Genomic DNA, 19729 nt, shown 5'->3' on the forward strand with positions numbered 1-19729 from the left:
CACCCTGAGGTGCGAGCCATGGGGCGCAAAGCGCCGCATGGGGAGCCTCGAAGGACGACGGCCCGGCTGCATCGTGGCCGTATCATCCTTCGAGGCTCCGCTTGCGACGCGTTTGCGCCTCAAGCGGCGCACCTCAGGATGACGGAGTGAATATGTGATCGCCCTTCGCCAGCTTGTGCACGGCCTCGTCCACGCTGTGGAAGACGTGCTCGCGGGGCAGGGCGTCGAACAATCTGAAGCGTTCGAACGCGCTCTGCGCGCGCACCGATTCCAGCCGCGCCAGCGCCACCGTGACGCCCTGTTCGCTGCACGCCTTGAAGACGTCGAGCAGGATCTGCGCGGCGGTGAAGTCGATCTCGACCATGCCGCTGGCCTCGAGCACCAGCAGTTGCGGCGTGGATGTCGTGAGAACCTTGTCCACGTCGCTGCGGAAGCCGGGCGCGTTGAGGAACGAGAGCGGCGCCTGCAGCCCGATCACGGCAACGCCTGCGATGCGCTCGCCGGTGATGTGCGGATGCGCCGGCCACCAGATCGTGGTGCCCGGCACGCGCTCGAACTCGATGAGCCGCGCGCGCGTCGTGCTCCAGATGCCGTGCAGCAGCGACAGCATGATGCCGAGGAACGCGCCCTGCTGGATCGGCAGGATGATGATCAGCGCGGCGGTGGCGACGATCAGCAGGAATTCGCTCGGGGATTGCCGATAGATCGTGACGATCTGCCCGACGCGGATGATCCGCAGCGCCACGAACAGCAGGATGCCGCCGAGCGCCGCGTCAGGGACGTGCTGCAGCAGCCCGGTTCCGAACGCGAGCAGCGCCAGCACGATTGCCGCCGCCGCAAGGCCCGCGAGTTGCGATTGTCCCCCGGTCTCGGCGACGATCCCCGTCCGCGGCGGGCTGGCATTGACCGGAAACGCGCCGAACAGGCCTGAGAGCACGCTGCCGGCCCCCGCACCGAGGAAATCGCGGTCGACATCGGCGGGCGTGTCGGGATCGGACGGGAACGACCGCGTCGTGGCCGCGGTCTGCACCATCACCACGACGGTGATCACGAAGGCGAGCGGCACCAGGCGCCCCCATTGTTCCGGCGCGAGGTCGGGCAGGGTCGGCCGCGGCAGCGTGCCCGGCACCGCACCGACGACGCTGACGCCCTTGCTCTCGAGGCCAAGTGCGATCGCGGCCAGCGTCGCGGCCACGAGCCCGATCAGCGCGCCGGGAATCTTGGCGCTGATCGTCTCGGAGACGAAGACCACGGCCAGCACGCCGAAACCGATGCTCAGCGTGAACGGATTGGCACGGCCGAGTTGGCCAGCGAGCACGCCGATGCGATCGAGCGTCGGTCCGCCCGGCGATTGAAGCCCGAGCACGCTCGGCAATTGCGAGACGATGATGTGGACGGAGATGCCGGCGAGGAAGCCGACCATGACCGGTACCGACAACAGGTTGGCGATGCCGCCGAGGCGGAAGGCGCCGCCGGCCAGCATCATCGCGCCGACCATCAGCGCCAGCGCGATCGCAAGGCCCTGATAGTCCGGCGAGCCGGTCGCGGCGAGCGCTGCAAGCCCGCCGGCAAAGATCGGCGTGATCGTGGAATCGGCGCCGCAGGACAGGAAGCGGTTGCCGCCGAGCAGCGCAAAGCCGAGCGAGCCCGCCATGAAGGCGAAGAAGCCGATCTGCGGCGCGAAGCCGCCGAGCCGCGCGGTGGCCATCTGCTCCGGAATCGCGATCGCCGCCAGCGTCAGCCCCGCCATGAGATCGCCCGGCAGGGAAAAGGACGCGAGCGAGCGGAAGAGCGGCCATGATTGCTTGGCGTGAGAATCGTGCGGCATCGAGGTCCCCGGAAAGCGTGTCTCGGCCGATCAGACTACAGCATTTCCGGATTCGTGGGCGATAGACCAGGAACATCCGCAACTCCTATGTCCCGGACGCGCTGCAACGCGTAGCGTTGCTGCGCAGAGCCGGGACTCAGAAAGCCGCAATCAAATCAAGAATGGGCCCCGGCTCTGCAGCGCACCGCTATGCGCTGCGCTGCGTCCGGGGCACGGAAGGCGAACTCAATACCGGCTGCGATAATTGTCGCCGCGTGCCGGGGCGCCGTAGCCGCCTCCGCCGTAGCCGCCACGGCCGCCCATGCCCATGCCGATACCGATGCCAATTCCGACACCCACGGCTTCGGGCGGCGGGCCGGGGGCGGGGCGCGCTCGTAGATCACTTCGTCGGGCGGCGGCCGGCGCGGCTTCGGCGGTGTCTCGACCACCTTGCGCTTGGGCGGCGTGTCGTCGACGCGCTTCTTGATGACGGGCGCCACTGCCGGGTTCACCGGCGTTGCTGGAGGCGTGGGCGTCGAGCACGGGCAGGTCGGCGCCATCGCGACCGCGACCGGGGCGGGCGTCGCAGCGGCTGCAACCGGCACGGCATAGTTGCGGTTCTGCACGCGGAGCAGCAGCCTGCGCGCGGTCGCAGCCAAATCGCTGTTGTCCCAGTTGTTGAGATAAGCCTCGAACGAGGCGCGGGTGTTGATCGCGGTGGCGCGCTCCCACGCCAGCATCTGGCGCCGGCGCTCCAGGATCGTGCGCAGGCGCGGCGTGAACGAGGCCTGTGCGTAAAGCTCGACATAGGCCTGATACGCCTCGATCGTGTCCTCGGTGATCACGAGCTCATAGGCGGCCTTGGCGTCCTTGCCCTGCAGGTCCTTGCGCCAGTCCGCGACGCTGCGCGTGCCGCCGGCGAGCGCCATCGACGAGGCGCCCGGAACAGCGGGTGTCCCGCCGCTGCTTTCGCCGAAGAACTTGAAGTCGGTGGTCAGCGAGGAGCTTTCCCAGGGGATTTGCCGGCCGTCGGTCGATTGCGCCACGGCGACGCGGATGCGCTTGAACACTTCCTCGATCGGCAGGTTCGGTTGCCGCGCGACCGAAAGCGCCGCGGTGGTGTAGGGGCTGTCGGCGCCGGAGCCGTCCTCGGCTTCGGCACCGGGCGAGGTCGAATAGGAGATGAACGAGCCGGGTGCGCCGGCCTTGGTATCGACGATCGCAAGCCCGTGGCCTGCGCCGCTGAGCGCCGGGAACGGATTGTTGCGGCAGGCATCGAGCATGAAGATGCGCGCCCGCGTCGGCAACGCGCCGAGCGTGTTGAGCAGATCGTTCAGGCGCACACCCTGGAGCGGAATGTCGGCCTCGCGCTTGGGATCGAGATCGACCGGAACCAGATAGTTCTCGCCGTCGATCTGCAGGCCGTGGCCGGCATAGAACACCAGCGCCACGGTGTCGGCGCCGCTGGCGCTGACCTTGCCGGCGAAATCGGAGATGGCCTGGCGCATGTCGTTCTGCACCAGATTGGATGCGGTCGTAACGGTGAAGCCGGCATTGCCGAGCAGCTCGGTCATGCCCTTGGCGTCGTTGGCGGCGTTGGGCAGCTCCGGAACGGTGCGATACGCGGATTGGCCGATCACGAGCGCGAGCCGGGCTTCGGCTGCGGCCTCCGTCGGCGTCATCAATTGCGTGAGAGCAAGCAGGCCTGATGCGAGGAATAGATTACTGAGAACTGGATGGCGCATGGTGTCACCTCCATCGGCAATGGGCGCGATGATGGCACCCTTTCTAGGTGGCGGCCACGATTCTGTCTGTGCGCTATCTCACGCTGGGTGTGCGGCAAAATGGGGCAGATGCACTGCCATGCGCGTCAGAATAGTCCGCGGTCCCAGGGCGGTTCGGGTGCAAAGCGCGCGGCGAGAAAGTCGATGAAGGCGCGCACCTTGGCTGGTGGGCGGCGGTCGGGCAGATAGACCGCATGCACCGCGGAGGTCTGAATCTCCGGCTGGTCGAGCGGAAGCGCGACCAGCGTGCCGGCGCGCAGATCCTCGGCGATGATGAAGGTGGGCTGCCGCGCCAGGCCCAGGCCGGCCAGCGTCGCCGCGCGCAACGCATCGCCATTGTTGGCGCGCAAGGTGCCGCTGACCTGGACACGGATCTCGCCGTTGACGCCGAACAGCCATTCCGTCGCGCTCGACTGCTGCGAGAGCGTGTAGCCAAGACAATTATGAGTGGCGAGGTCGGCCACCCTGCACGGCGTGCCGTGCCTGGCAAGATAGGATGGCGCGGCGCAGACGACCATGCGGTTCGGCGCGAGCCGCCGCGCCACCATGCTGGACTCGCGCAGCTTGCCGATGCGGATCGCGAGGTCCCAGCCCTCTTCGGCAAGGTCGACGACGCGGTCGTTGAGACCGAGCTCGACCGTGACCTCGGCGTGGCGTTCGCTGAATTCGGCGATGAGCGGCGCGATCTGCCGCGTGCCGAACACCACGGGCACGTTGACCCGCAGCAGCCCGCGCGGCTCGACGCGCTCGCGCGCGACCGCGGCATCGGCGGCTTCCATGTCGGTCAGGATACGCTCGGAGGATTCGAGATAGAGGCGGCCGGCCTCGGTGATCGACAGTCGCCGTGTGGTGCGGTGGAACAGCTTGATGCCGAGCCGCGCCTCCAGCGATGCCACATGCTTGGTGACCATGGTCTGCGACAGGCCCAGGGCCCGGGCCGCGCCGGACAGGCTGCCGATCGCCGCGACCTTGGCGAAGACTTCCAGGCCGGTCAGCTGGTCGAGCATCGATCTCACTCTATAGGTGTGAAGTATCTTTCCGGATTAGCAGATTATCGTCCGATTGAGAATAGATCATATTGCGCTGCAAAGGAGACCACCATGATCGATTCCCGTACCGCTCCCTACGCCGCGCTGGTGCTGCGCGTGACCTTGGGCGCGCTGTTCCTCGCCCATGCCGGCCTGAAGCTTTTCGTTTTCACCCCGGCCGGCACCGCAAAATTCTTCGGCAGCCTCGGCTTCCCGGCCGAGCTCGCCTATGTCGTGATGACGGTTGAAGTGCTGAGCGGCGTCGCGCTGATCCTCGGCGTCTGGACCCGCTACGCCGCCTTGGTGGGCATCCCGATCCTGCTCGGTGCGATCTTCACGGTGCACGGTGCAGCCGGCTTCTTCTTCACCAACCCGAGGGGCGGCTGGGAATATCCCGCCTTCTGGGCGATCGCGCTGGTGGCGCAGGCCCTGCTCGGCGACGGCGCCTACGCGCTGCTGCCCTCGCGCGATGTCGGGGCGGCGAGCGGCCAGTTGAGCGGTGCGCATTCGCGCTGAGATCGAGACAATTTCGAATGCGGAAGGCTGCGGGATTTCGGTCCCGCAGCTTTTTTGCGCGCTCGCGCAAGCGGCGCAGTCCAGCGCCGATCAATCTGTGTTCGGCATTGATCCATACCTGAATTGGATCGATCCATTTCGATCCTGCCCCGTGCGGCCTTCGGCCGTCATGCAACATGATCGGAATCAGCAGCAAACATAGGCGTTCCGCGGCGGGGCCTGCCGAGGCGCCTGCCGCTCTCGCTGCCGCAAGCGGCCTCGACCCCAACCCTTGCCTGCGCCGACGCTTTGGCCATACAGTCGAGCTAACACGCCGCGACAACGATCGCGGCGGCAAAAAAACAATTGGGGAGAGACCGCGCCATGACCATCGTGCCCGTCAACCGTCGCACGTTCATCAAGTCGTCGACGGCGGTGACCGCCGGCCTCGTGCTCTCTCCCGCCATCATCGGCCGCGCTGAAGCCGCGACGCTGAAGCTGAAATGCTCCTCCTCGCTGCCGAACGATCCCAAATTCGCCAACGGCCGCGTCTACTACGACAACCTCGTCAAGAATCTGAAGGGCAACGGGCTCGGCGAGCAGGTCGAGGTGGCCTTCTTCCCGGACAACCAGCTCGGCCAGGAAATCGACGTCATCAATTCGGTGAAGCTCGGCGTCATCGATCTCATGGTGTCGGGCTCGTCGATCTCGGCCAATCTGACGCCGCTGGTCGGCACCTTCGACCTCGGCTTCCTGTTCTCGAGCTTCCCGCAGCAGACCAAGGCGTTCGAGTCCGGCGCCGCCAAGCCGATCGAGGACGCGCTGCTCAAGGGCAGCAACATCCGCATCATCGCCTGGGCCTATAATTTCGGCTCGCGTAGCGTGTTCGCGAAGAAACCCGTGAAGACGCCGGAAGATCTCGCCGGCCTCAAGATCCGCACTCTGCCCAATCCGGTCATCACCGAATGCCTGCGGCTGATGGGCGCCGCCGCGACGCCGCTGGCGTTCGGCGAGATCTACACGGCGCTGCAGGCCGGCGTGCTCGATGGCCTGGAGCACGATCCGCCGACCATCCTCGCCAGCAAGTTCTTCGAGACCGCAAAGTTCTACGCGCTGACGCAGCACAATTTCTCGCCGCTCGCGATCTACTTCAGCGACATGACCTACAACCGCATGGACCCGAAGCTGCGTGACGGCTTTCTCGATGCCGCGAAGAAGGCCGCGGCCGACACGCGCGCCCACGGGCTTGCGGTCGAGAAGGAAGCACTGGCGGCCCTGACCGAGAAGGGCGTGACGGTCGCCGAATGCGACCGCGAGGCGTTCAAGAAGCGCGTCGCGCCGCAGCACGAGAATTTCATCAAGGCGCGGCCGGAATCCAAGGCCGTCATCGACATCATCCGCGCGACGCAAGCCTGATGACGATGACAGCCGCCGTGCCCCTCTCGGGCGGCCGCCACGGGAGCATCACCCTGCTGCTTCGCCTCAGCGACGGAATCGCGGCCATTCTCCTGGCCGCCGATCTCGTGGTCGTCTGCGGCTCCGTGCTGCTGCGCTTCTTCTTCAACGCGCCGGTCGAATGGTCCGATGACGTCGCGCGCGGTCTGATGGTCGGCTCGGCCTTCTTCGGCGCGGCCAGCGCGCTCGCGCGCGGCGAGAATGTCGGCGTCTCGTTCTTTCGCGACCTGCTGCCGCTGCGCTTCCGGACGCTGGTCGATGCCGCGAGCGCGGTGCTGGTCGTGCTGATCTCGGGCTATGTCGCCTTTAACGCCATCAAGCTGGGTTCGCTGACCGCAGGCCAGACCACCGGCTCCGGTCTGCCGCTCGAGCTGACCTTCTACCCGATGGGCGCCGGCGCGCTGTTCATGACGGTGTTCGCGATCGACCAGCTCTACGCAAGGCCGCTGCCTGACATCGTCAGGGGGCTCATCGCCGTCGTCATCGTCGCCGGTCTCTATCTCGCCTGGGATTATCTGTCGCCGTCCTCGGTGCCGTCGGCGGGCACGCTGATGCTGATCGGCTTCTTCGCGACCCTGTTCGGCGGGCTGCCGATCGGTTTTGCGCTGGCGCTGGCCGCGCTGATCTTCATCTGGGTCGAGGGCGCGCTGCCCGGCGTCATCTTTGCCCAGCAGATGGCGCGCGGCATCGACAATTTCGTGCTGCTCGCGATCCCCTTCTTCATCCTCGTCGGCTACCTCATGGAAGCCAACGGCATGTCGGTGCGCCTGATCGAGCTGCTGCAACGCGGGGTCGGCCGCATGCGCGGCGGACTCAACGTCGTGATGGTCGCCTCGATGGTGCTGTTCTCGGGCATATCAGGCTCGAAGATGGCCGATGTCGCCGCGGTGGGCTCCGTGCTGATTCCGGCCGCGCGCCGCTCCAGGCAGAACCCGGGCAGCGCGGTGGCGCTGCTCGCGGCATCCGCGGTGATGGCGGAAACCATCCCGCCCTGCATCAACCTGATCATCCTCGGCTTTGTCGCGAACCTGTCGATCGGCGGCCTGTTCGTCGCCGGCCTGCTGCCGGCGGCGTTGATGGCGGCCGTGCTGATCGCGGTATCGATCATCTTCGGCAAGCGGCCGGCGGAGGCCGAGGACGTCGCGCCGCAGATGCCGGTGTCGGGTCTGTGGAGCGGTGCGATCGCCTCGTTTGGCCTGATCTTCATGATCTTCTTCGGCTTCAAGAGCGGTTTTGCCACCGCGACCGAGATCTCCGCCTTCGCCGTGGCCTATGCATTGATCGTCGGCAGCGTGGTGTTCCGCGAACTGGGCTTCAAGTCGGCAGCACACAGTTTCGTGCAGGCGGCGACACGCTCCGGGCTCGTGCTGTTCATTGTCGCCGCAGCCCAATCGCTGGCGTTCACGCTGACCTTGCAGCAGGTGCCGCACGCGGTCGGCGACTTCATGCTCGGGCTGTCCAAGACCTCGGGCGTCTGGCTGTTCATCCTGCTCGCGATCGCCGTTCTGATCGTGATGGGCTCGGTGCTGGAAGGCGCCGCCGCGCTGATCATCTTCGGGCCGCTGCTGCTGCCGGTCGCGGTACAGCTCGGCGTCGATCCCCTGCATTTCGGCGTCGTGCTGGTCATCGCGATGGGCATCGGCCTGTTTGCCCCGCCGCTCGGGCTCGGGCTCTATGGCGCCTGCCTGATCGGCAATGTGCCGATCGAGCAGACGGTGAAGCCGATCATGGGCTATCTCGGCCTGTTGTTCCTCTGCCTGCTGGTCATTGCCTTCGTGCCGTGGCTCTCGACCGCGCTGCCGCGGGCCTTCGGCTACTAAGGGAGTCTCGTCTTGAAAGTGTTGCTCGCCCATACGCCGGAGATGCGGCGCAACTACTACGGCGATCGCAGCCTGAACGGCCTGCGCGCGGTCGCCGAGGTGGTCCTGCACGAGAGCGACGACACGCTGGATGCTGCCAGCCTCGTGCGCGCTGCCAAAGACGTCGACATCATCGTCGCCGATCGCATGACCGAGGGCCGCGGCGAGATCTTCGCGCAGCTGCCGCGCCTGCGCGCTTTCGTCCGCTGCGCCGTCGATATCCGCAACGTCGATGTCGATGCCGCCTCGAATGCCGGCGTGCTCGTGACCCGCGCCGGTCCCGGCTTCGTGCAGGCCGTTGCCGAGCTCGCGGTCGGCTTCATGGTCGATCTCTCCCGCGGTGTCTCGCGGGCGACGGCTGACTACCAGGCCGGCCGCAAGCCCGAGGCGCGGATGGGCCGCCAGCTTGCCGGCAGCCGGATCGGCATCATCGGCTATGGCAGCATCGGGCGCTATCTCGCCGAGATCGCCAAGGTGATGCGCATGGAGGTGCTGGTCTGCGATCCCTTCGCCGATGTCAGCGACGGCGCCATGAGGCAGGTCGGTCTCGACGAGCTCCTCGCTGCGTCCGACTATGTCGTCTGCCTCGCCATTGCCAACGAGCAGACCGAGAATCTGATCGGAGAAACGGCGTTGGCGCGCATGCAGGCGCATGCCGTGTTCATCAATCTCTCGCGCGGCAATCTGGTCGACGAGGCCGCGTTGGCGCGCGCGCTGCGCGAAGGCCGCATCGCAGGTGCCGCGATGGATGTCGGCCGCGCACCCGACCAGATGCCGAGCCCGGAGCTGGCGAAGCTGCCGGGCGTTGTCGCCACGCCGCATGTCGGCGGTCTGACGCCGCAGGCGATCGAATACCAGTCGCTGGAAACGGTGCGGCAGGTCGAGGCGATCGTCAAAGGCGGCGTTCCGCAGGGCGCTGTCAACGCGGAGCGCTGGACGCGGCGGCCCTGACGACGCAGGCCGGTTTGAACCTCGTCACGGTGACCGACGTCAAAGTTCCGAATCCATCGGAATGGTTGGTTGAGCTCCTGAGGTTGAGCAGATGAAAGTCCTGACCGCTGCTGTGTGGGCTGTCCTGATCGGTGTGCTCCTGAGTGCTTGCGCCAGCCTCACCTTCGATCCCGACAACAAGCCTCCCTACGGCCAGTCGAATGGCAAGAAGTCCGATCGCTGAGGATCGCGGCTGTCGGGGCTGGAAATACGGAGAGGGCTGAGCCGGCGCTTCGCGTGCCGTCCTACAACCGATCGACGGCCTTGAACGTCCCGTCCTTCTGGATCACCGTCAGGAACACTTTCGGCGGCGCGTCGATCGCACGAAAGCCGACGGTGAAGATGCTGCCGCTGATGTCGAAGCGGCCGACATCGTTGATGGTGCGCAAGAGGCTTGCCCGTGTCGGTTTCGGTCCGGTCTTTTCCAGCGCAGACGCCGCGAGGCGGCCGGAGAGATAGCCCTCGAGCGACACGAAGTCCGGTTTCAGCGTCGGGTCGAATGCCTTCTGCGCCGCCTGGTAGTCGGCGACGAGTTTGAGCGAGCGATCCCAGGGAAACGGCACGACCTGCGAGACGATGACGCCTTCGCCGTCGGGGCCGAGCTCTGTGGCCAGTGCATTGGCGCCGACGAAGGAGATGTTGACGAAGGTCGGATAGAAGCCGCTGCGGTGCGCGAGCTTGATGAACTCCGCGCAGGGACCGTAGGTCCCGACCATGACGATGGCTTCGGGCTCCGCGCGCTTGATCATGCGCCAGGCCGAGCCGACCGCCCGGGTATTGCGCTCGAAGGTGCCTTCGGCGGCAAGCTCGAGGCCGCGCTGCGCGAGCGCACGCTTCACGCCGGCGAGGCCGTCGCGGCCGAAGGAATCATCCTGGTAGAAGATGCCGATGCGGGTGAACTTGCGATCCTCGGTGAGGTGCTTGACCCATGCCTCGGCCTCCGCGCTGTAGCTCGCGCGGATGTTCACGACGTTCGGCAGCTCGAGGTCGCGCAGGAATTCGGCGCCGCTGAACGGGCCGATGAAAGGGACGTTCCTCGCGCTGGTGATCGGAATCGTCGCCATCGCTGTCGGGGTGCCGACCGCGCCGATCAGCGCGAACACCTTGTCCTCGTCGATCAGCCGCAGCGTCTGCGCCACCGAGCGGTCGGGGTCGTAGCCGTCGTCGCGGCTGATCAGTTGCAGCCTGCGGCCGTGGACGCCGCCCCTGGCGTTGATCTCGGTGAAGGCCGTGACGATGCCTTGCCGCAGGCGCTGCCCGAGCACCGCGGAGGGGCCTTCGAGGGCGGCGGCCTGGCCGAACAGGATCGCGTCGTCGCTGACGCCGGCCTCGTCGCTTTTCGCGGAGAGCGTCGTCAGGGCGAGCAGTGCGAGGAGCAGGGCGAGGTAGGTCGCGGGTCGCGATCGTGTCATGAGGGCGCTGGCCGGATGCGGGGCGAGTTGGGGAAAGGATAGCTCTGCGCGCTGAACAGGCCGCTAATCCGCCCTGCAACGATGGCCCGTAAGACGCCGGGGAAGACCGGCAAGTTGCTGTCAGACTGACGCAACTTGCGGGTCAATCGTTAACTAAGCCGCGCATTGTGAAGCGGCCCGGTTCCGAAATTTTGCAGTTCTTAACCCCGATCCTTGTCCGATAGCAGTTCCGGTAGCTCAACCAGAAGTTCGGCCGCCGAGCCGAGGGGGACGTGCGGATCAAGATGGGCGATCACGATCAGAACGATCAGGATCGGAAGCGGGTAGCGGCCTGGTGGCGTGCCTCGCCGCTGCTCGGACTCTATCGCCCTGCGCTCGTCGCGGCCGGCGTCGGCCTGCTGTTCTCGATCGTGGGCGCGGCCGCCGTGGCGCGATGGGAAGACCGCGTCAACAAGATCGAGTTCGAGAACGCGGCCGAAACCGAAGCGATCGTCATGCAGAACGGCATGAGCGAGTACATCAGCAGGCTCGTCGCGCTGCGCACGCTGTTCGAATCGACCAACGAGGAAATCACCCGCAGCGAATTCGAGACCTTCAGCACGCGCCTGTTCGAGCGCCATCCCGGCATGCTGCGCGTCGCCTGGCTGCCGCGCGTCAACCGCAAGGAGCGCGCCGAATACGAGGCCGCCGCGATCGCGGACGGGGTGTCCGGCTATCGCATCAAGTCGCTGCAAGGCGACGGCTTTGCGCCGGCGCCGCAGGGCGACGAATATTTCCCGATCTTCTACTCGACGCAGCCGAAGACCTCTCCGGTCTACGGCATGGACTATGCGAGTGTTCCCGAGCGCGGCGTGGCACTCGAGCGCGCCCGCGACAACGACCGGATTACCGCAATCCGTGCGCGACTCTACGAGCCGCGCGAAAGCAGCCGCTTGCCCGACGTCATCGTCGCCGTCCCCGTCTACGCCAAGGGAACCTCGCGCGAGACTGTCGCGGACCGGCGCCGCAATCTCGCGGGCTACATCGCCGGGGTGTTCGACCTGCCGCTGCTGATGCAATCCATTCGCGCGACGACGGGAGCAAGCCCCGCGGTCAGCGTGAACATCTATCCGCCTTTCACCGGGCGGATCGTCAGCATGGCGCATGCGCTGCCGGATTTCGCGTCCTCGGCCGCCGCGCCCCAGTCGATGCGCGATGTCGCGCAAGGCCGGCACTGGTCTGGCATTCTCAGGATCGGTGATGCCGACTGGCAGGTGCGCGCAGTGCCGACGGCCGGCGGTTCGCTGGAGACGGCCTACGACCGCGCCGTCGCCGTCATCATCGTCGGTATGCTGCTGACGTTGTCGCTTGCAACCTATCTCATGCTGGCAAGCCGCAATTCGCGGCGCCTGTCGCTGGCGAACCGGCGCGTGCTCGAGCTGGCGCAGACCGACATCCTGACCGGGTTGCCGAACCGTGCCTTCTTCCTCGCCCGGCTCGACATGATGAACAGCCAGTTGAGCGTGAGGGGTCTGCCGTTCTCGATCCTGATGCTCGATCTCGACCGCTTCAAGAACGTCAACGACTCCCTCGGTCACGGCGCCGGCGATGCGCTGCTGCGCCAGGTGGCGTTGCGGCTGAAATCTGCGCTGCGCGCCACCGACGTGCTGGCGCGGCTCGGCGGCGACGAGTTCGCCATCATCCAGGAGGCCTGCGACAATCAGCGCGGCAGCGCGACCGAGCTCGCGGCGCGGATCGCCAAGCTGGTGGCCGAGCCGTTCCTGCTGCCCGGCCATCGCGTCGAGATCGGCACCAGCATCGGCATCGCGATCGCGCCGGACCACGGCAGCGACCAGGAGCAATTGCTGAAGAAGGCGGACCTTGCGCTCTATCGCTCGAAATCGGCCGGCCGCAACTGTTTCACCGTCTACGACGAGGCGATGTCGGCCGAGCTCGAGGCGCGCAACACGTTGGAAGGGGATCTGCGCGACGCCATCGCGCTGTGCCAGCTGGAGGTGCACTATCAGCCGTTCGTGGACGTCGCCAGCGGCGGTCGTCGCGGCTTCGAGGCGCTGGTGCGCTGGCGGCATCCGAGCCGTGGCCTGATCCCGCCGGACCAGTTCATCGCGCTTGCGGAGGAGACCGGGCTGATCGTGCCGCTCGGCGAGTTCGTGCTGCGACGCGCCTGCGCGGACGCCGCCGCCTGGCCGTCCGATCTGATGGTCGCCGTGAACCTGTCACCGATCCAGTTCAAGGAAGCCGAGCTGTTCGAGACGATCTGCGCCGCGCTGGCCGATTCCGGCCTGCCGCCGCAGCGGCTGGAGATCGAGATCACGGAATCGGTGCTGCTGGAACGCGGCGTCGAGAATCACGCCTTCATGGAGCGGCTGAAGCAGCTCGGCATCGAGCTTGCGCTCGACGATTTCGGCACCGGCTATTCGTCGCTGAGCTATCTCACCGCGTTCCCGTTCGACAAGATCAAGATCGACAAGTCGTTCATCCGCAATCTCACGCATCAGCCGCGCAGCTCCGCCATCATTTCCTCGATCGTGACGCTGGCGCGCGGGCTGGACATGTCGGTGACCGCCGAAGGCGTCGAGACGGCCGAGGAGTTCGAGCGGCTGACGGCGCTCGGCGTCAATTTCGCGCAAGGCTATCTGTTCGGGCGTCCGCAGCCGGTCGACCAGATCACGTTCGACGCTCCCGTCCAGCGATCGCGGCGCGACGCGGCCTGAGCATCCCGCACAAGCGCGCGGCCACGAAAATCACTTGACCCGGGCGGCCCCGGATGGTCGGTAGCACCATCTAGGGATGAAACAAGCACATCATGCGTCTTCCGTTCTTCTACGGCTGGGTCGTGGTCGCCGTGACGTTCGTCACCATGGCTATCGGCGTCAACGCGCGCACCGCCTTTTCATTGTTCTTTCCTCCCATCATCTCCGAATTCGGCTGGGAGCGCGGCGTCACCGCGGGCGCCTTCTCCTTCGGTTTCGTGGTGTCGGGCATCGTCAGCCCGTTGATCGGCCGCCTGATGGACCGCGCCGGGCCGCGTGCGGTGATGGAGCTCGGCGTCGTGCTGATGGGCGGTGGTTTGCTGCTGGCGCCGCTCACGAGCCAGCCCTGGCATCTCTATGTGACCATCGGCGTCATGGTCGGCGCGGGCAGCGTTTGTCTCGGCTATTCCGGCCAGTCGCTGTTCCTGCCGAACTGGTTCATCCGCAAGCGCGGCTTTGCCATCGGCATCGCCTTTGCCGGCGTCGGCATCGGCTCGGTGACGCTGCTGCCATGGGTGCAGCACATGATCGAGCAGACCGGTTGGCGCACCGCCTGCACCGCGATGGGCCTGCTCATCCTGGTCGTACTGGCGCCGATCAATCTGCTCCTGCACAGGCGGCCCGAGGACATCGGCCTTCAACCCGATGGTGACGCCGCGCTGGCCGCGGGCGCCGCAATGCCAATCTCCAACATCGTCGATCCCGCCTGGGTCGGCACCGACTGGACGCTCCGGCGGGCGGTTGCGACGGCGCGGTTCTGGTGGATCGCGCTCGGTTATTTCTGCGGCCTGTACATCTGGTACGCGGTGCAGGTGCACCAGACCAAATTCTTGCTCGACATCGGCTTTAGCCCGAATGTCGCGGTGTGGGCGCTCGGCACCGTCAGCCTGCTCGGCATTCCCGGCCAGATCGTGCTGGGCCATGTCTCCGACCGGATCGGACGGGAGTGGGTGTGGGCGATCAGCTGCGCGGGTTTCGTCATCTGCTTCGCGGCGCTGATGGCGCTGAAATTCCAGCCGTCGCTGTGGCTCGTCTATCTCATGGTGCTCACGCAGGGCGCGCTCGGCTACGGGCTCACTTCGATCATGGGCGCGGTGGTGTTCGAGATCTTTCAGGGCAAGCACCAGGGCAGCATCTTCGGCACGATCATGCTGGCGGCACTGGCTGGCGGCGCGGCCGGACCCTGGCTGACCGGCTTCCTCTATGATCGCACCGGCGATTACACGCTCGCCTTCGCCATCGCGATGGTCGTGAGCGGCTTGTCGGCGCTGTCGATCTGGCGGGCCTCGCCGGGCAAGGTGCGGGCCGTTGCCGGCCGGCTGCACGCGCTCAAGGCCGGAGCGGACTAGGTTTCGCGCGCACCAAGATACCTTCGCCTCTTTCGCGGAATGTTAAGCATGCCGCGTCTTGGCCGGGCTCAATCCTGCTGCAAAAACGTCTTGGACACCATCGGACCGCTAGCGTCGGAGCGATTGCCGTTTCTTCCCGATGCTGCCGGGTCTATCGATGTCTGCTTCCGATCACCCAGTGACCGAAATTCCGGATGTGCTGCGCGCTGCGCTCGAATGCGCCGACGATGGTATCGTCGTCGTCGACGACGCACACCGCATCACGCATTTCAATGCGAGCGCCGAGCGGATCTGGAAGCTTGCGCGCGCCGAGGTGCTCGGCCGCGATGCAGGCGTCCTCGGCCTGGCATTCCTTCAGGCCGATCCGGTTGCGGATTTCCGCGACGAGATCAGCCTCGTGCGGCCCGACGGCAGCCGGATCAGGGCGCTGGTGTCGCTGTCCTCCACGACCGTCGGCGAGGCGACCCATCACATCGTGTTCGCGCGCGACGTCACCAGTGAAGCCGAGCGCCGCGTCAGGATCGGGCTTCTCAACGCGGTCTCGGACCAGACCAACCGCGCGGTGATCATCACCGATACCGAGCAGAATATCCGCTACGTCAATGCGTCCTTTACCGCGCTGTTCGGCTACACCAGCGAGGAAGCCGAGGGGCGGCGTGCGGGAGAGCTCATCGCCGGGTGCCATACCAACCGCACGGCCATCGCGAAGCTCTTCAAGCGCCTGATGGACGGCGGTCGCCGCGGCAAGGTGGAGACGCTGGTCTACAACAAGGACGGCGATGAGATCTGGGTCTGCGCCAGGATCGACGCCTTCCGCGACAAGAAGGGCCGCGCCAAATACATCTTCGCGCTGATCGAGGACATCACCGAGACGCGGCAATTGCATTCGCTCCAGCAGCTCATCATGAGCGCGCTCGCCGACGAAATTCCGATCACCGAGATCGCCGACCGGCTGTGCCGCAGGGTCGAGGAGATCGCGCCCGACGTCGTCAGCTCGCTGCTCCATATCGACTCCGCAGGGTTGATCCATCCGCTCGGCGGCCCCAGCCTGCCCGAGGACTATTCCCGCGCCCTGGACGGCGTTGCGATCGGCCCCAATGTCGGCTCCTGCGGCACCGCGGCCTTCTACGGCGAGCCGGTGCTGGTGACCGATCTTGCCACCGATCCGCGCTGGCTGGCCTACAATGCGCGGCCGCTCGAAGTCGGCTTGCGCGCCTGCTGGTCGACGCCGATCAAGGCCAAGGACGGCCGCGTCATCGCCACCTTCGCCTTCTATTTTCGTGAGCCGCGCGCGCCGAGCAACTGGCATCGGCGCATCGTCGAGGCCTGCGTCAACCTCGGCGCCCTCGCGATCGAGCGCAAGGAGGCCCGCGCCGAGATCGCGCGGCTCGCCTATCACGACATCCTCACTGGCCTGCCGAACCGCGCGCAGCTGCGGAACCTGATCACCACGGCGATCGATGCCTGCCCGAACGGCAGCCATGTCGCGCTGGCTTTCCTCGACGTCGACCATTTCAAGGACGTCAACGACACGCTCGGTCACGCCGCCGGCGACGAGTTGCTGGTCCAGCTCGCGCAGCGCCTGCGTGAGCATATCGGGCCGGAGGACATGCTGGGCCGGCTCGGCGGCGACGAATTCGTCATCCTGCTGCCGCAGCGTAACGCCGAGAGCGCCGAGCGCGTCGCGGCCGGGATCATGGAGGCGCTCGCCGCACCTTTACGGCTCGGATCGAAGCTGATGCCGATGTCGGCCAGCATCGGCATCAGCCTCTATCCGGATCATGCCACCGACATCGACACGCTGATGCAGCAGGCCGATGCTGCCATGTACATGGCCAAGCAGGCGGGGCGTTCGACCCATCGCATCTTCAGCGCCGAGATGAACGGGCTCGCCGAGCAACGCCTGGCGCTGATCGCCGCGCTCCGCCGCGCCATCGCCGAGGGCGCACTGACGCTGAGCTACCAGCCGCAGATCCGCAGCTGCGACGGCGCGATACACGGCGTCGAGGCGCTGGCGCGCTGGCACGATGCCGCGCTCGGTGACGTCTCGCCGGCAAGATTCATCCCGCTCGCCGAGGAGTGTGGCCTGATCGAGCAGATCGGCCTGTGGTCGGTGCGCGAGGCCTGCCGCCAGATGGCGAACTGGCGCTCCGCCGGGCTCAACATCCCCAGCGTGTCGGTGAACCTGTCGCCGATCAATTTCCGCAACGTCACGCTCGCCGCGCGGCTCAAGGACATCCTCGCCGAAAACGCGCTGCCGCCGGACGCGCTGATGCTCGAGATCACCGAGGGCACCTTCATGCAGGACGGCGCCGCCGCGCTGGAGACGATGCATGCGATCCGCGCGCTCGGCGTCGGCCTCTCCGTTGACGATTTCGGCACCGGCTATTCCAGCCTCAGCCGGCTCGCCCATTTGCCGATCCGCGAGCTCAAGATCGACCGCAGTTTCATGCGCGACATCGAGCGTGACGCCGGCGCCGTTGCAATCGCGACCGCCGTGGTGCGCGTCGGGCAGGGTCTCGGCATGACCGTCGTCGCCGAAGGCGTTGAGACGGAAGGCCAGCGCAAGGTGCTGGCCGAGCTCGGCTGCGATGTCGTCCAGGGCTTCCTCTACGCACCCGCGCTCCCGCCCGTCGCGTTCGAGCGTTGGCTGATCGAGCATTGCGCCGAGCAGGCGAGGGCGATGCTGGAGCGGCTGAATATGGGGACGGCGGAGCGCGACGAGGTGAAGCGGTCGGCGTAGTTTCACTCCCCCGCCAGCCCCGTCCTCCGCCGCAAATCCGTGATCGCGCGCAGAAAACTGTCCGCCGGCGTCGTCTCCGGATCGATCAGCCGGTGCAGGCGAAAGCCGTCTTCCAGCGCCAGCACGACGGAGGCCATCCAGGGCGGGTTCAACGAGCCGTTCTTGCCGTTGCCTTTCAACGTCGCCTCGACGATGTCGGCGATCAGCTTGCGCCGGGCGCGCAGGCGTTTTGCAAGTTCGGGGCGGCGCTTCTCGGCGCGCGCGACGAACAGGATCATCTCCATGTGGAGCAGGGGCGAGCGGCCGAGCGGGTCCTGCCTGGTTCGGTCCATCGCCTTCAGCGCCGCGATGAAATCGTCGAGATTGTCGTGCTCGGCGAGGATGTCCATGTTGCGCCGGATCGATTGCTCGACATGATCCTCGAGCATGGCGATGATCAGCTCGTCCTTGCTCTTGAAGTTCGAATAGAACGCGCCGCGGGTGAAGCCCGCGGCGGCCGCGATCGCCTCGATGCTGGCACCGCCGATGCCGTCCGCCTCGAACACGCGCGCGGCCGCCTCGAACAGTCTGTCGCGCGTGTCGTCCCGTGTCGGTCTGGTTCTCACCCTTGACATCGGCGCAGGCTAGGGCAGAATGCAACTCGATACAACAATGTATCGAGTTGATAATTTCAGGGATGGTTACGCCGCGCATCGGGGCTGCCGGCGTATTCGTGTCATGCGGCAACCGACGTGAGGTCACCATGAACGAGCAAGTGCAACCAGCCGGCGGCGATCCGCTGTTCAACCCGCTGGCGCCGGATTTCATCCGCGATCCCTATCCGCACTATGACCGGCTGCGCACGCTCGATCCGATCCATGTGACGCCGTTCGGCCAGTTCGTCGCCAGCCGCCATGCCGATGTCAGCCTCGTGATGCGCGACAAGCGTTTCGGCAAGGACTTTGTCGAGCGCTCCAAACGCCGCTACAGCCCGGCCATCATGGACGAGCCGGTGTTTCGCAGCATGAGCCACTGGATGCTGCAGGCCGATCCGCCCGACCACACCCGCCTCCGCGGCCTCGTCGTCAAGGCTTTCACCGCGCGCCGGGTCGAGGACATGCGGCCGCGCATCCAGGAGATCGTCGACCAGGCCATCGATGCCGTGATCGATCGCGGCCACATGGACCTGATCGAGGATTTTGCCTTCCGCCTGCCCGTGACCATCATCTGCGACATGCTCGGCATCCCCGAGGACCATCGCGAGGTCTTTTACAAGAGCTCGCGCGACGGCGGCCGGCTGCTCGATCCCGTGCCGCTCTCGAAGGAGGAGATCGCCAAGGGCAACGCCGGCAACATGATGGCGCAGATGTACTTTCAGCAGCTGTTCGAGCTGCGCCGCAAAACTCCCGGGGACGACCTCATCACCCAACTGGTGCAGGCCGAGGAGGACGGCAACAAGCTCAGCAACGAAGAACTGACCGCCAACATCATCCTGCTGTTCGGCGCCGGCCACGAGACCACCGTCAACCTGATCGGCAACGGCCTGCTGGCCTTGCATCGCAATCCGGACCAGCTCGCGCTGCTGAAGGCGCGGCCGGACCTGATGGTGGGCGCGATCGAGGAATTTCTGCGTTACGATTCCTCGGTGCAGATGACCGGCCGCGTCGCGCTGGAGGACATCGAGGATCTCGGCGGCAAGCAGATTCCCAAGGGGGAGACCGTGCTCTGCCTGCTCGGCTCGGCCAACCGCGACCCGGCGGTCTATCCCGACCGGCCGGACCGCCTCGATATTACCCGTCCCAACGTCAGGCCGCTGTCGTTCGGCGGCGGCATCCATTTCTGCCTGGGTGCCCAATTGGCGCGCATCGAGGCCGAGATCGCCATTGCGACGCTGCTGCGGCGGCTGCCCGATCTGCGCATCGACGACGTCGAGAACCCCAAATGGCGGTCGACCTTCGTGCTGCGCGGCCTGACGGAGCTCCCCGCCAGTTGGTAAGCCCGGGGGTGTTAACCGCCGCGCGCAACAGTCGCTGTGACTTCGCCACACTTCCCCCTATATAAGGGGCTGTTCCGGC

At 66.4% G+C, this 19729-nt stretch carries 13 protein-coding genes and 1 pseudogene; 9 read left to right on the forward strand and 5 right to left on the reverse strand.

Annotation, left to right across the window (positions count from 1 at the left end; genetic code table 11):
- Positions 1-133: 133 nt before the first annotated feature.
- The 3 genes and pseudogenes from F8237_RS24005 to F8237_RS24015 all read right to left on the reverse strand — a co-directional run bounded on the left by F8237_RS24005 (position 134) and on the right by F8237_RS24015 (position 4598).
- Positions 134-1828 (reverse strand): SulP family inorganic anion transporter, encoded by a 1695-nt coding sequence (locus F8237_RS24005; RefSeq protein WP_151648519.1) that lies wholly within the window; start codon positions 1826-1828, stop codon positions 134-136.
- 225 nt (positions 1829-2053) lie between these two features.
- Positions 2054-3552 (reverse strand): annotated as a pseudogene (locus F8237_RS24010) (caspase family protein).
- Positions 3553-3677: 125 nt separating this feature from the next.
- Positions 3678-4598 carry a LysR family transcriptional regulator gene (locus tag F8237_RS24015; RefSeq protein WP_151648521.1) on the reverse strand — a complete coding sequence of 307 codons (921 nt, stop codon included), beginning with the start codon at positions 4596-4598 and terminating at the stop codon, positions 3678-3680.
- Between the two features lie 93 nt (positions 4599-4691).
- Between F8237_RS24015 and F8237_RS24020 the strand changes: the two genes are divergently transcribed.
- From F8237_RS24020 to F8237_RS37250, 5 genes are all read left to right on the forward strand, one after another.
- Complete coding sequence (locus tag F8237_RS24020; RefSeq protein WP_151648523.1) at positions 4692-5135, forward strand: DoxX family protein; 444 nt, start codon at positions 4692-4694, stop codon at positions 5133-5135.
- Between the two features lie 363 nt (positions 5136-5498).
- A complete protein-coding gene (locus F8237_RS24025; RefSeq protein ID WP_151648525.1) occupies positions 5499-6530 on the forward strand; it encodes a TRAP transporter substrate-binding protein in 1032 nt (343 codons plus the stop codon).
- 5 nt (positions 6531-6535) lie between these two features.
- Positions 6536-8389 carry a TRAP transporter large permease gene (locus F8237_RS24030; protein ID WP_162006402.1) on the forward strand — a complete coding sequence of 618 codons (1854 nt, stop codon included), beginning with the start codon at positions 6536-6538 and terminating at the stop codon, positions 8387-8389.
- Positions 8390-8401: 12 nt separating this feature from the next.
- A complete protein-coding gene (locus F8237_RS24035) occupies positions 8402-9379 on the forward strand; it encodes a hydroxyacid dehydrogenase (protein ID WP_151648528.1) in 978 nt (325 codons plus the stop codon).
- Positions 9380-9470: 91 nt separating this feature from the next.
- Positions 9471-9602, forward strand: coding sequence for a hypothetical protein (locus F8237_RS37250; protein ID WP_259172484.1), 132 nt, complete (start codon positions 9471-9473; stop codon positions 9600-9602).
- A gap of 61 nt (positions 9603-9663) precedes the next feature.
- Here the strand turns inward: F8237_RS37250 and F8237_RS24040 are convergent, their stop codons facing one another.
- Entirely contained in the window at positions 9664-10830 is a 1167-nt protein-coding gene (locus tag F8237_RS24040) for an ABC transporter substrate-binding protein (RefSeq protein WP_151648530.1), read from the reverse strand.
- Between the two features lie 284 nt (positions 10831-11114).
- On the opposite strand from F8237_RS24040, the gene F8237_RS24045 reads away from it, so the two are divergent.
- The 3 genes from F8237_RS24045 to F8237_RS24055 all read left to right on the forward strand — a co-directional run bounded on the left by F8237_RS24045 (position 11115) and on the right by F8237_RS24055 (position 17675).
- Positions 11115-13544, forward strand: a complete 2430-nt coding sequence (locus F8237_RS24045; protein WP_151650643.1) for a bifunctional diguanylate cyclase/phosphodiesterase — start codon at positions 11115-11117, stop codon at positions 13542-13544.
- A 92-nt stretch (positions 13545-13636) separates the two neighbouring features.
- Positions 13637-14932 (forward strand): MFS transporter, encoded by a 1296-nt coding sequence (locus F8237_RS24050; protein ID WP_151648532.1) that lies wholly within the window; start codon positions 13637-13639, stop codon positions 14930-14932.
- A 157-nt stretch (positions 14933-15089) separates the two neighbouring features.
- Positions 15090-17675 (forward strand): EAL domain-containing protein, encoded by a 2586-nt coding sequence (locus tag F8237_RS24055; RefSeq protein WP_151648534.1) that lies wholly within the window; start codon positions 15090-15092, stop codon positions 17673-17675.
- A gap of 2 nt (positions 17676-17677) precedes the next feature.
- Here F8237_RS24055 and F8237_RS24060 read toward each other — a convergent pair whose 3' ends face one another.
- Positions 17678-18289 (reverse strand): TetR/AcrR family transcriptional regulator, encoded by a 612-nt coding sequence (locus tag F8237_RS24060; RefSeq protein ID WP_151648536.1) that lies wholly within the window; start codon positions 18287-18289, stop codon positions 17678-17680.
- 128 nt (positions 18290-18417) lie between these two features.
- Between F8237_RS24060 and F8237_RS24065 the strand changes: the two genes are divergently transcribed.
- Positions 18418-19650, forward strand: a complete 1233-nt coding sequence (locus F8237_RS24065; protein WP_162006192.1) for a cytochrome P450 — start codon at positions 18418-18420, stop codon at positions 19648-19650.
- Positions 19651-19729: the final 79 nt, after the last annotated feature.

The sequence above is a fragment of the Bradyrhizobium betae genome (assembly GCF_008932115.1).
Taxonomy (GTDB): Bacteria; Pseudomonadota; Alphaproteobacteria; order Rhizobiales; family Xanthobacteraceae; genus Bradyrhizobium; species Bradyrhizobium betae.

Bases quoted from the DNA above. Each gene is read 5' to 3' on its own strand.
- F8237_RS24005 (WP_151648519.1), bottom strand. From the start codon at position 1,828: ATGCCGCACGATTCTCACGCCAAGCAATCATGGCCGCTCTTCCGCTCG.
- F8237_RS24015 (WP_151648521.1), bottom strand. From the start codon at position 4,598: ATGCTCGACCAGCTGACCGGCCTGGAAGTCTTCGCCAAGGTCGCGGCG.
- F8237_RS24020 (WP_151648523.1), top strand. From the start codon at position 4,692: ATGATCGATTCCCGTACCGCTCCCTACGCCGCGCTGGTGCTGCGCGTG.
- F8237_RS24025 (WP_151648525.1), top strand. From the start codon at position 5,499: ATGACCATCGTGCCCGTCAACCGTCGCACGTTCATCAAGTCGTCGACG.
- F8237_RS24030 (WP_162006402.1), top strand. From the start codon at position 6,536: ATGACAGCCGCCGTGCCCCTCTCGGGCGGCCGCCACGGGAGCATCACC.
- F8237_RS37250 (WP_259172484.1), top strand. From the start codon at position 9,471: ATGAAAGTCCTGACCGCTGCTGTGTGGGCTGTCCTGATCGGTGTGCTC.
- F8237_RS24040 (WP_151648530.1), bottom strand. From the start codon at position 10,830: ATGACACGATCGCGACCCGCGACCTACCTCGCCCTGCTCCTCGCACTG.
- F8237_RS24045 (WP_151650643.1), top strand. From the start codon at position 11,115: ATGGGCGATCACGATCAGAACGATCAGGATCGGAAGCGGGTAGCGGCC.
- F8237_RS24050 (WP_151648532.1), top strand. From the start codon at position 13,637: ATGCGTCTTCCGTTCTTCTACGGCTGGGTCGTGGTCGCCGTGACGTTC.
- F8237_RS24055 (WP_151648534.1), top strand. From the start codon at position 15,090: ATGTCTGCTTCCGATCACCCAGTGACCGAAATTCCGGATGTGCTGCGC.
- F8237_RS24060 (WP_151648536.1), bottom strand. From the start codon at position 18,289: ATGTCAAGGGTGAGAACCAGACCGACACGGGACGACACGCGCGACAGA.
- F8237_RS24065 (WP_162006192.1), top strand. From the start codon at position 18,418: ATGAACGAGCAAGTGCAACCAGCCGGCGGCGATCCGCTGTTCAACCCG.